Here is an 11481-nt window from a genome sequence, read left to right as displayed (position 1 = left end):
TGTTTTCCTGCTCCGGGTCAGCTCACCATTCAGCGTTGTTCGATTGGCACGAACTTGCGCTGTTCGACGCCGACGTATTCGGCGCTCGGGCGGATGATGCGGTTGTTGGCACGTTGTTCGAACACGTGCGCCGCCCAGCCGGTCAGCCGCGAGCAGACGAAGATCGGTGTGAACAACTTGGTCGGGATGCCCATGAAGTGGTACGTCGACGCATGGTAGAAGTCGGCGTTCGGAAACAGTTTTTTCTGTTCCCACATGGTCTTGTCGATGGCTTCGGAAACCGGGAACAACACGGTGTCGCCCACTTCGTCAGCGAGTTTTTTCGACCAGCCCTTGATCACCTCGTTACGCGGATCGTTGTCCTTATAGATCGCGTGGCCGAAGCCCATGATCTTGTCCTTGCGCTCGAGCATGCCGAGGGTGCCTTTGATCGCCTCTTCCGGCGAGCTGAAGCGCTCGATCATTTCCATTGCCGCTTCGTTGGCACCGCCGTGCAGCGGACCACGCAGCGAGCCAATGGCGGCCGTGACGCAGGAGTACATGTCCGACAGCGTCGAGGCGCAAACCCGTGCAGTGAAGGTCGAGGCGTTGAACTCGTGCTCCGCGTAGAGGATCAACGAAACATTCATCACTTTGACGTGCAACTCGCTCGGCTTCTTGTCGTGCAGCAGGTGCAGGAAGTGGCCGCCGATGGATTGTTCGTCGCTCACGCAGCTGATGCGTTTGCCGTCGTGGCTGAAGCGATACCAGTAGCACATGATCGCCGGGAACGCGGCGAGCAAACGGTCAGTCACGTCATGTTGTTCGGAGAAGTCTTTCTCCGGCTCGATGTTGCCCAGGAACGAGCAACCGGTGCGCATCACGTCCATCGGGTGGGCGTCGGCGGGGATGCGTTCCAACACTTCTTTCAGTGCTTGCGGCAGGTCGCGCAGCTTGCTCAGCTTGCTGATGTAAGCGGCGAGTTGGGTTTTGGTCGGCAGTTCACCGTAAAGCAGCAGGTAGGCCACTTCTTCGAACTGAGCGTCAGCCGCCAGTTCGCGAACGTCGTAGCCACGATAGGTCAGGCCTGCGCCCGACTGGCCCACGGTGGACAGTGCGGTTTGCCCGGCAACCTGGCCACGGAGCCCGGCGCCACTGAGTACTTTTGCTTCGGCCATTGCTGTCTCCAATCTTGAATTTGTTAGGGAGTTATTCGACTTACTTCTTCGCCGCAAACAACGCATCGAGCTTCTGCTCGAAGGTGTGGTAGTCGATGCGATCGTAAAGCTCCATGCGGGTCTGCATGGTGTCGATGACGTTCTGTTGCGTGCCGTCGCGGCGGATCGCGGTGTAGACGTTTTCTGCGGCTTTGTTCATCGCGCGGAACGCCGACAGCGGGTACAGCACCAGCGACACATCGGCAGCGGCGAGTTGCTCGGTGGTGTACAGCGGCGTCGCGCCGAATTCGGTGATGTTGGCCAGGATCGGCGCTTTCACGCGGTTGGCGAACAGCTTGTACATGTCCAGTTCAGTGATGGCTTCCGGGAAGATCATGTCGGCGCCGGCCTCGATGCACGCCGCGGCGCGATCCAGAGCGGACTCCAGACCTTCCACCGCCAGGGCGTCGGTACGGGCCATGATCACGAAGCTGTCATCGGTGCGCGCATCAACAGCAGCCTTGATGCGATCGACCATTTCCTGCAGGGACACAATCTCTTTATTAGGACGGTGACCGCAGCGCTTGGCGCCGACCTGGTCTTCGATGTGAATCGCCGCCGCGCCGAACTTGATCATCGACTTGACGGTACGCGCCACGTTAAACGCCGAGGAACCGAAACCGGTGTCCACGTCCACCAGCAGCGGCAGGTCGCAGACGTCAGTGATGCGGCGCACGTCGGTCAGCACGTCATCCAGGCCGGTGATGCCCAGGTCCGGCACGCCGAGGGAGCCGGCAGCCACCCCGCCACCCGACAGATAAATAGCCTTGAAACCGGCGCGCTTGGCCAGCAGCGCGTGATTGGCGTTGATCGCGCCGACCACTTGCAGCGGATGTTCGCTGGCGACCGCATCGCGGAAACGCTGGCCTGGAGTGCTCTTGTTGGAACTCATGACTCACCTCGTTCAGTGGCTGTCTGGTGTGTGCCGTCCTGGTAGTGACGGGCGATATTGCGTTTGGAGGCGCCGATGTGGCGGCGCATCAACAACTCGGCTAGCTCACCGTCACGGTCGGCGATGGCGTCGAGAATTCGGTGGTGCTCGGCAAAGGCCTGACGCGGACGATTGGGCGTGGTGGAAAACTGGATGCGGTACATGCGCACCAGCTGATAGAGCTCGCCGCAGAGCATCTGCGTCAGGGTGCGGTTGCCGCTGCCCTGGATGATTCGGTAATGGAAGTCGAAATCGCCTTCCTGCTGGTAGTAGCCGACACCGGCCTGAAACGCCGCATCGCGCTCATGGGTTTCGAGGACCCGGCGCAGTTCGTCGATTTCTTCGAGGGTCATGCGTTCGGCCGCCAGACGGCAGGCCATGCCTTCGAGGGATTCGCGGATTTCGTAGAGTTCCAGCAGTTCGGCATGGCTCAACGAAACCACCCGCGCCCCGACGTGCGGCACGCGAACCAGCAGGCGCTGGCCTTCCAGACGGTGGATCGCCTCACGCAGCGGCCCGCGGCTGATGCCATAGGTGCGCGCCAGTTCCGGCTCGGAGATCTTGCTGCCCGGGGCGATCTCGCCCTTGACGATGGCCGCCTGAATGCGCCGGAAGACGTTCTCGGACAGTGTCTCCGAATCGTCTTGGGCTATTACCGGGGGATCGAGTTGATCCAGCATATTGTCGACACCTTGAAAGCTGATGCCGCAAAAACTAGCGAATACAGACCTTTTAGTCAAAGGATAAATAGGTATTGTCGACAATCGTCTAATAACCGACTGCACCAGAACGACGCAGTCCTTCTGTTTATAGCCGCCTCCCGGCGGTGGCGCCATAAAACCACCGTGCTAGAATGCCGGCCGCATTTGTTTGTGACATCTGCACTGCTTGTCATAAACAGTTGATAGGCATACGAGGGAGCTTGCGCAGCGATGCCAGGGCCTTGAATAGAAGTACGGACCGCTGCGCACCAGGATTTATGAGACTCAAGCCCTTCCCCACCTTCCTTTATCTACTTTGCCTGCCCGGTTTCGCCGCGGCGGGGGAAAAGACTGTTTACGGCCTCAACGAGTACGCCTCCCTGGACGGCATCGACCTGGAAGTCGCCGCCAAACTCGACACCGGGGCGAAAACCGCGTCCCTGAGTGCCCGTGACATCAAACGCTTCAAACGCAATGGCGAATCCTGGGTGCGCTTCTATCTGGCGATCGACGCTGCGCACTCGCACCCGATCGAACGGCCACTGGCCCGCGTCAGCAAGATCAAGCGCCGGGCCGGCGACTACGACCCGGAAGAGGGCAAGAAGTACACCGCCCGTCCGGTGATCGAGCTGGATATCTGCATGGGGTCGGCTTTACGCAGTATCGAAGTGAACTTGACCGACCGCAGCGCCTTCCAATACCCGCTGCTGATCGGCTCCGAAGCGCTGAAACGCTTCGATGCGCTGGTTGACCCCAGTCTTAAATACGCTGCTGGCAAACCCGCCTGCGCCACCGACGCTCATACCGCAGAGTAATTCCAATGCGCTCTCTTACCCTCCACCTGAAATTCCTGATCGCCATCCTGGTGGTGCTGGGTATTTCAGTCACGGCCTATCAGATCTTCGTGCTCGGCATCCCCGTGACCGAAGACGCCACCGACGACTTGTGGAACATCGACGCCAAAGTCGAGTTCGTCGCCAGCACCAAAGACCCGGTCAAGATCCAGATGTTCGTGCCGCCGCTGAGCCGCGATTACGTCAGCCTCAACGAGAGTTTCATTTCCAATAACTACGGCGTGGCCGTGAACCGTGCCGACGGCAACCGCAAAGTCACCTGGTCGGCACGTCGGGCCAAGGGCAATCAGACCCTTTATTACCGCCTGGTGCTGACCAAGCGCTACACCGGTGAAAAATCCAAGATCAAAGGCCCGACCTTCCGCGACAGCATTGCCGTCGAAGGCGCGGAAAAAGTCGCCGCCGAAGCCCTGCTCGCACCGATCCGCCAGCACTCGGCCGACGTCGAAACCTTCATCGGCGAAGCCATCAAGCGTGTCAACAATCTCAACGACGACAACGTGAAACTGCTGCTGGGCGGCGATCCGTCCCCCGGGCACAAGGCGAAAATCGTCGAATTGGTGCTGTCCATCGCGCACGTGCCAGTGGAAAAGGTCCACACCATTCGTCTGGTGGCCGACCAACCGCAAACACCGGAACTCTGGCTGCGCAGTTTCAACGGCACCGATTGGCTGTACTTCAACCCGGAAACCGGTGAACAGGGCCTGCCGACCGACCGCCTGCTGTGGTGGACCGGCGACGAAAACCTGATCACTGTCGATGGCGGCAAGAAAGCCAACGTGACCTTCAGCCTGAACAACAGCGAAATGAACGCGATTCGCCTGGCCAAGCTGACCGACGAAAACACCGACGCCAACTTCCTCGAATACTCGCTGTACGGCCTGCCGCTGCAAACCCAGCAGACGTTCATGATCATGGTGATGATCCCGATCGGCGTACTGGTGATTTTGATCCTGCGCAACCTGATCGGCATTCAAACCCTAGGCACCTTTACTCCGGTGCTGATCGCCCTGGCCTTCCGGGAAACCCAGCTCGGCTTCGGTATCGTGCTGTTTACCATCATCACGGCGCTGGGCCTGTCGCTGCGCTCCTACCTTGAACACTTGAAGCTGCAAATGCTGCCGAGGCTGTCCGTGGTGCTGACCTTCGTGGTGGTGCTGATCGCGACCATCAGCCTGCTCAGCCATAAACTCGGCCTGGAACGCGGGTTGTCGGTAGCGCTGTTCCCGATGGTGATTCTGACCATGACCATCGAACGCCTGTCGATTACCTGGGAAGAACGCGGTTCCGGCCATGCCATGAAAGTGGCGATCGGTACGCTGTTCGCGGCGTCCCTGGCGCACCTGATCATGACCGTGCCGGAGCTGATTTACTTCGTGTTTACCTTCCCGGCGATCCTGCTGATCCTCGTGGGCTTCATGCTGGCGATGGGTCGTTATCGCGGTTACCGCCTGACCGAACTGGTGCGTTTCAAGGCGTTCCTGAAGAAGGCTGACGCCTGATGTTCGGCTTCTGGAAGACCTGGAAGGCCCTGGAAGCCCGGGGCATCATGGGGATCAATCGGCGTAACGCAGACTACGTGCTCAAGTACAACAAGCGCAGTCTGTACCCGATTGTCGATGACAAGATCATCACCAAGGAACGTGCCATCGCCGCCGGCATTCATGTACCGGAAATGTATGGCGTGATTTCCACCGAGAAGGAAATCGACGACCTCGACGACATCATCGGCGGGCGCAACGACTTCGTGATCAAACCGGCCCAGGGCGCCGGCGGTGACGGCATCATTGTGGTTGCCGATCGGTTCGAGGGGCGCTATCGCACAGTGTCCGGCAAGATCATCGACCATGAGGAACTCGAGCACCATATCTCGAGCATCCTCACCGGCCTGTATTCCCTGGGCGGGCACCGCGACCGCGCGCTGATCGAATACCGGGTGATCCCGGACCAGATTTTCAAAAGCATCAGCTATGAAGGCGTGCCGGACATCCGCATCATCGTGCTGATGGGTTACCCGGTGATGGCCATGCTGCGCTTGCCGACGCGCCAGTCCGGCGGCAAGGCCAACCTGCACCAGGGCGCCATCGGCGTCGGCGTGGACTTGGCCACCGGCCTGACCCTGCGCGGCACCTGGCTGAACAACATCATCGCCAAACACCCCGACACCACCAACGCAGTGGATGGCGTGCAACTGCCCTACTGGGACGGTTTCATGAAACTTGCCGCGGGCTGCTATGAGCTGTGCGGGCTGGGTTACATCGGTGTCGACATGGTGCTGGACCAGGAGAAAGGACCGCTGATTCTTGAGCTCAACGCCCGGCCGGGGTTGAACATTCAGATTGCCAATGATTGCGGGCTGACGTTGCGCACCCATGCAGTTGAAGCGCGGCTGGAAGAGTTGAAGGCTCGCGGGGTTGTTGAGACGGTGCAGGAACGGGTTGAGTTTGTTCAGGAGATGTTTGGGCATATACCTGCGGTTGAGGGCTGAAATTGGCCCCCTCACCCTAACCCTCTCCCAGAGGTAGAGGGGACTGACCGATGCGATTGTTCGAAACACTGCGACCTGAGATTCCGAGTCGAACTTAGATTCTGAAAAGCTTGAAGATCGGCTCCCTTTCCCCCTCTCCCCACTGGGGCGGTCCGACGTTTCGGGAGGGCTGGGGTGAGGGGTGGCTTTTGAATCCGACACAAATCCTGAACCTCCACCAACCTGCCAATCCCCGACATCCCCTCTAGGAGCAATTCCCCGAGGAGACTACAATCGCCACCCCCGCCTCGATGGCTGATCTGCCCCGCCCATGTTGACCTGTTCCGTACACCCGCTCCCCTATCGCGCCAACCCCGCCGAGTACTTCGCGGCGATTCGTCATGCCCCCGGTGCCGTGCTGCTCGACAGTGGCCGGCCGAGTGCCGAGCGTGGACGTTATGACCTGCTCAGTGCCTGGCCATTGGAGCAAATAGCGGTATTGCCTGACGAAAGTGGCAGCGATTTCCTGCAACGCCTTCGCGACAATCTGACACGACTCGGTGAAGCGGCTGTTCCTTACGATTTGCCCTTCGCTGGCGGCCTCATCGGTTACCTGAGCTACGACTTCGGTCGGCATCTAGAAAACCTGCCGAGTCAGGCGCAGGACGATCTGCAACTACCCGACGCACGTTTCGGGCTGTATGACTGGGCACTGATCAGCGATCACCAACTGAGTACAAGTCAGTTGGTCTTCCACCCATCGCTGATCGACAGCGAACGTCAGCGCCTGATCGCACTGTTCAGTGAGCCTACGGCTGAAGCAGTCGAGTCTTTCACGTTGAAAGCCCCGATGAAGGCCGACCTGAGCGCTGACGAATATCGCCACGCGCTCGGACGCATTCAGCAGTACATCCAGGCCGGCGACTGTTACCAGGTCAACTTCGCCCAACGCTTCCGCGCGCAGTGCCAGGGCGATCCATGGGCCGCGTATTGCGCGCTGCGGGCGGCGTGCCCGACGCCATTTTCCGGTTTCCAGAGCCTGCCCGACGGCGGTGCGGTGTTGAGTCTGTCGCCAGAACGTTTCGTCAAAGTCAGCGAACGCCATGTGGAAACCCGCCCGATCAAAGGCACCCGCCCTCGCGGACTGACCGCTGCCGAAGATGCGGCAAACGCCGCCGAACTGCTGGCCAGCCCCAAGGACCGCGCAGAAAACCTGATGATCGTCGACTTGCTGCGCAATGACCTCGGCCGGACTTGCCGTATCGGTTCGGTGCGGGTGCCGGAGTTGTTCAGCCTGGAAAGCTACCCGAACGTGCATCACCTGGTGAGCAGCGTCACCGGAGAACTGGCGGATGACCGGGATGCACTGGACCTGATCGCTGGCAGCTTCCCTGGCGGCTCGATTACCGGTGCACCGAAGATTCGCGCGATGCAGATCATCGACGAGCTGGAGCCGACGCGTCGCGGGTTGTACTGCGGGTCTTTGTTGTATCTGGACGTGCGCGGCGAGATGGACAGCTCCATCGCCATTCGCAGTTTGCTGGTCAAGGATGGGCAGGTGTGTTGCTGGGGCGGTGGCGGGATCGTCGCGGATTCCGAGTGGCAGGCCGAGTATCAGGAATCGATTACAAAGGTGAAGGTGTTGCTCGATACCCTGCAAAACCTGTAACTGACCAACACCATCCCCTGTAGGAGCTGCCGCAGGCTGCGATCTTTTGATGTTAAGAAGCAAGATCAAAAGATCGCAGCCTGCGGCAGCTCCTACAGGGATCGGGTTTACAGGCTCAACGCCCGGTTAGAAGCCTTGATGAACTCCTGCTTCAAATCCTCGAAGCTGTGCACCGCCGGGAACTGCGGAAACTCGCGAATCACATTGTCCGGTGCATGGAACAGAATCCCCGCATCCGCCTCACCCAGCATCGTGGTGTCGTTGTAGGAATCCCCCGCCGCGATCACCCGGTAGTAAAGGCTCTTGAAGGCCAAAACCGACTGGCGCTTGGGATCTTTCTGACGCAATTGATAGCTCGTCACCCGACCGGAATCGTCAGTAATCAGACGATGGCAAAGCAATGTCGGGAAACCCAGTTGACGCATCAGCGGCTGGGAGAACTCGTAGAACGTGTCCGACAGAATCACCACCTGAAAGCGCTCACGCAGCCAGTTGACGAACTCAATGGCGCCATCCAGCGGCTTGAGCGTGGCGATCACTTCCTGGATGTCTGTGAGTTTCAAGCCGTGCTCGTCGAGGATCCGCAGACGCTGCTTCATCAGCACGTCGTAGTCGGGGATGTCCCGGGTGGTAGCCCTGAGGGATTCAATCCCGGTTTTTTCGGCGAAGGCGATCCAGATTTCCGGGACCAGTACACCTTCAAGATCCAGACAGGCAATTTCCACAAGACACTCCCATTTGTATTGATTATTGAGTCGAGCGAGCCAAAAGACTGCCGAACTCTAGCGACTCAGGCTGACCGGTGCAACGCATAGGGCGCGCCAGTCGCTGCAGGATTTTGTTACCATCTGACCTATATAGAGCGCCCAGCGCCACCGACCTGTAGGAAGCCGCCCTGATGAGCCCAACGTTCGACGTCGTGGAACTCGCCACGACCTATGCCAACAAATCCGCCCAGGACATCCTGAAACTCGCGTTCGCCGAGTTTGGCGATGACCTGTGGATATCTTTCAGCGGCGCCGAAGACGTGGTGCTGGTGGACATGGCCTGGAAGCTGAACAAGAACGTCAAAGTGTTCAGCCTCGACACCGGCCGCTTGCACCCCGAGACCTACCGCTTCATCGATCAAGTGCGCGAGCACTACAAGATCGACATCGAACTGGTGTCGCCGGACCACACCAAGCTCGAACCTTTCGTGAAGGAAAAGGGCCTGTTCAGTTTCTACAAGGACGGCCACGGCGAATGCTGCGGCATCCGCAAGATCGAGCCGCTACGTCGCAAGCTTTCCGGTGTGACAGCCTGGGCCACCGGTCAGCGTCGGGATCAGAGCCCTGGCACTCGTAGCGCCGTCGCGGTGCTGGAAATCGACACCGCGTTCTCCACCCCGGAACGCACCCTGTACAAATTCAACCCGCTGGCACAAATGACCAGTGAAGAGATCTGGGGTTACATCCGCATGCTGGAGCTTCCGTACAACAGCCTGCACGAACGCGGGTTCATCAGCATCGGCTGCGAGCCCTGCACCCGTCCGGTGTTGCCGAACCAGCACGAGCGCGAAGGTCGTTGGTGGTGGGAAGAAGCGACGCAGAAAGAATGCGGGCTGCATGCGGGCAACATCATCAGCAAATCCAAAGCTTAAAAACCGCCCCAACAAATGTGTACACACGAATGTCACCATAGGTGCCATTTGTGTGTGCACTTTTCATTTCAGCGCCCCAAAAAGTTACATGCCCCTGCCCTGACTTCCTCAGTCGACCTTTCGTACACATCCCACTGAAAAATAAATACCTGTTCAAACAGTCAATTTATATCGTCTTTATTTCAGATACTTATCGCAAACCGATAACAAAACGAAATTAACAGTGAAATTCATAGATCGCTGACTGGCATGGATCTGGCTTAAGTGCATACATGTTTTGTATACAATCACATCAAAACATACACACACTTTAGATCCGCAAGCCTGAAGCGCCCTATCCCGTACAGGCTGCAGATGCCCCGTAACCAATGATGCTGACTGCCCGCGACGAAGATTTGTCGAGCCAACGCTCATGCACAGTCATCGCGACGCCAAGCTCGGAGCCTGCCGGAATGCGTACTAGCCTCTCCAATAACAACATCGCGCTGGATCTGCCCTCCTTCCCACCCACTTCAACCCCTCACGACCAAACGTTTCAAGAACCCGTCGTACTCAGCCCTCGCCTGCACAACAAGGACCTGGCGCCGACCAAGGCCGAAGGTCGACGCTGGGGCCGCTACAGCATCTTCGCCCTGTGGACCAACGACGTTCACAACATCGCCAATTACTCATTCGCCATCGGGCTATATGCGCTCGGACTGGGCGGCTGGCAAATCCTGCTGTCCCTGGGGATCGGTGCGGCGTTGGTGTATAGCTTCATGAACCTCTCCGGTTACATGGGGCAAAAGACCGGCGTGCCGTTTCCTGTCATCAGCCGGATCAGTTTCGGCATTCACGGGGCGCAGATTCCTGCATTGATCCGTGCCGTTATCGCCATCGCCTGGTTCGGGATTCAGACCTACCTGGCCTCGGTGGTCTTTCGCGTACTGCTGACAGCGGTGCATCCCGGCTTCGCCGACTATGACCACAACTCAATCCTCGGTTTATCGAGCCTGGGCTGGGTGTGCTTCGTGGCGATCTGGTTCGTGCAATTGGCGATTCTCGCCTACGGCATGGAAATGGTGCGGCGTTACGAAGCGTTCGCCGGGCCAGTGATTCTGCTGACCGTCGCCGCCCTCGCCGGGTGGATGTACTTTCAGGCCAACGCGACCATCGCCTGGTCGATCCGCGAACCGCTGACCGGCGGTGAGATGTGGCGCAACATCTTTGCCGGTGGCGCGTTGTGGCTGTCGATCTACGGCACGCTGATCCTCAACTTCTGTGACTTCGCCCGTTCTTCGCCGTGCCGCAAGACCATCAAGGTCGGCAATTTCTGGGGCCTGCCGGTGAATATTCTGGTGTTCGCCAGCATCACCGTCCTGCTCTGCGGTGCGCAATTTCAGATCAATGGACGGATCATAGAAAGCCCGACCGAGATCATTGCCTCGATTCCCAACACCTTCTTTCTGGTGCTCGGCTGCCTGGCCTTCCTGATCGTCACCGTGGCGGTGAACATCATGGCCAACTTCGTCGCCCCGGCCTTCGTGCTGAGCAACCTGGCGCCCAAATACCTGACGTTCCGCCGCGCCGGGCTGATCAGCGCGACCATCGCGGTGCTGATCCTGCCGTGGAACCTCTACAACAGCCCGCTGGTGATCGTGTATTTCCTGTCCGGCCTCGGCGCCCTGCTCGGCCCGTTGTACGGCGTGATCATGGTCGACTACTGGCTCGTACGAAAAGGTCAGGTCAACGTGCCGCAGTTGTACAGCGAAGACCCCAACGGCGCTTATTACTACAGCCGCGGGGTCAATTTACGCGCCGTCGCGGCGTTCATTCCTGCCGCGCTGATCGCCATCGTCCTGGCGCTGGTACCGGGCTTCGACAGCGTATCGCCCTTCTCCTGGCTGATTGGGGCCGGGATTGCCGGGATGCTCTACCTGATCATCGCCAAACGGCAGCCCCATTACGCAGACGTCAGCGGCGAAGCCATCGCCGTCGATAACGTCAGCCATTAATCCCTTGGCGGCCCGGCACTGTCGGGCCGC

At 59.1% G+C, this 11481-nt stretch carries 10 protein-coding genes; 6 read left to right on the top strand and 4 right to left on the bottom strand.

From position 1 onward, the window contains the following. Positions 1 to 29: 29 nt before the first annotated feature. From prpC to ACYZTZ_RS06270, 3 genes are read right to left on the bottom strand one after another with little or no spacing between them, the layout of a single operon-like run. On the bottom strand, positions 30 to 1157 hold the full coding sequence (prpC, locus tag ACYZTZ_RS06280; RefSeq protein ID WP_095128807.1) for a bifunctional 2-methylcitrate synthase/citrate synthase: 1128 nt from the start codon (positions 1155 to 1157) through the stop codon (positions 30 to 32). Positions 1158 to 1197: 40 nt separating this feature from the next. Further along, a complete protein-coding gene (prpB, locus tag ACYZTZ_RS06275; RefSeq protein ID WP_010456549.1) occupies positions 1198 to 2088 on the bottom strand; it encodes a methylisocitrate lyase in 891 nt (296 codons plus the stop codon). Further along, positions 2085 to 2804, bottom strand: a complete 720-nt coding sequence (locus ACYZTZ_RS06270) for a GntR family transcriptional regulator (RefSeq protein WP_176471555.1) — start codon at positions 2802 to 2804, stop codon at positions 2085 to 2087. Before ACYZTZ_RS06270 ends, prpB begins: the two co-directional genes overlap by 4 nt. A 302-nt stretch (positions 2805 to 3106) precedes the next feature. Between ACYZTZ_RS06270 and rloA the strand changes: the two genes are divergently transcribed. The 4 genes from rloA (at position 3107) to pabB (ending at position 7818) form a co-directional block, all read left to right on the top strand. Then, entirely contained in the window at positions 3107 to 3643 is a 537-nt protein-coding gene (rloA, locus tag ACYZTZ_RS06265) for a retropepsin-like aspartic peptidase RloA (protein WP_046047911.1), read from the top strand. Positions 3644 to 3648: 5 nt separating this feature from the next. Further along, positions 3649 to 5184, top strand: a complete 1536-nt coding sequence (rloB, locus tag ACYZTZ_RS06260) for an osmotic stress tolerance membrane protein RloB (protein WP_461997551.1) — start codon at positions 3649 to 3651, stop codon at positions 5182 to 5184. After that, positions 5184 to 6170 carry an alpha-L-glutamate ligase-like protein gene (locus ACYZTZ_RS06255; protein ID WP_461997550.1) on the top strand — a complete coding sequence of 329 codons (987 nt, stop codon included), beginning with the start codon at positions 5184 to 5186 and terminating at the stop codon, positions 6168 to 6170. The genes rloB and ACYZTZ_RS06255 overlap by 1 nt, the downstream gene beginning before the upstream one ends. Positions 6171 to 6480: 310 nt before the next feature. Next, a complete protein-coding gene (pabB, locus tag ACYZTZ_RS06250; RefSeq protein ID WP_461997549.1) occupies positions 6481 to 7818 on the top strand; it encodes an aminodeoxychorismate synthase component I in 1338 nt (445 codons plus the stop codon). Between the two features lie 107 nt (positions 7819 to 7925). Here the strand turns inward: pabB and thrH are convergent, their stop codons facing one another. Then, entirely contained in the window at positions 7926 to 8543 is a 618-nt protein-coding gene (gene thrH / locus ACYZTZ_RS06245) for a bifunctional phosphoserine phosphatase/homoserine phosphotransferase ThrH (protein WP_109628821.1), read from the bottom strand. A gap of 173 nt (positions 8544 to 8716) precedes the next feature. On the opposite strand from thrH, the gene ACYZTZ_RS06240 reads away from it, so the two are divergent. Together ACYZTZ_RS06240 and ACYZTZ_RS06235 are read left to right on the top strand one after the other, a co-directional pair. Continuing rightward, on the top strand, positions 8717 to 9457 hold the full coding sequence (locus tag ACYZTZ_RS06240) for a phosphoadenylyl-sulfate reductase (protein ID WP_223516759.1): 741 nt from the start codon (positions 8717 to 8719) through the stop codon (positions 9455 to 9457). A 452-nt stretch (positions 9458 to 9909) separates the two neighbouring features. Then, entirely contained in the window at positions 9910 to 11451 is a 1542-nt protein-coding gene (locus ACYZTZ_RS06235; protein ID WP_415759822.1) for an NCS1 family nucleobase:cation symporter-1, read from the top strand. The last annotated feature ends 30 nt before the right edge of the window (positions 11452 to 11481 follow it).

The organism is Pseudomonas sp. LB3P58 (assembly GCF_054897895.1).
This window is presented reverse-complemented; position numbering and strand designations above follow the sequence as displayed.

Coding starts and splice junctions, on each gene's coding strand:
- prpC (WP_095128807.1), bottom strand. CDS start 1,157: ATGGCCGAAGCAAAAGTACTCAGTGGCGCCGGGCTCCGTGGCCAGGTT.
- prpB (WP_010456549.1), bottom strand. CDS start 2,088: ATGAGTTCCAACAAGAGCACTCCAGGCCAGCGTTTCCGCGATGCGGTC.
- rloA (WP_046047911.1), top strand. CDS start 3,107: ATGAGACTCAAGCCCTTCCCCACCTTCCTTTATCTACTTTGCCTGCCC.
- rloB (WP_461997551.1), top strand. CDS start 3,649: ATGCGCTCTCTTACCCTCCACCTGAAATTCCTGATCGCCATCCTGGTG.
- ACYZTZ_RS06255 (WP_461997550.1), top strand. CDS start 5,184: ATGTTCGGCTTCTGGAAGACCTGGAAGGCCCTGGAAGCCCGGGGCATC.
- pabB (WP_461997549.1), top strand. CDS start 6,481: ATGTTGACCTGTTCCGTACACCCGCTCCCCTATCGCGCCAACCCCGCC.
- ACYZTZ_RS06240 (WP_223516759.1), top strand. CDS start 8,717: ATGAGCCCAACGTTCGACGTCGTGGAACTCGCCACGACCTATGCCAAC.
- ACYZTZ_RS06235 (WP_415759822.1), top strand. CDS start 9,910: ATGCGTACTAGCCTCTCCAATAACAACATCGCGCTGGATCTGCCCTCC.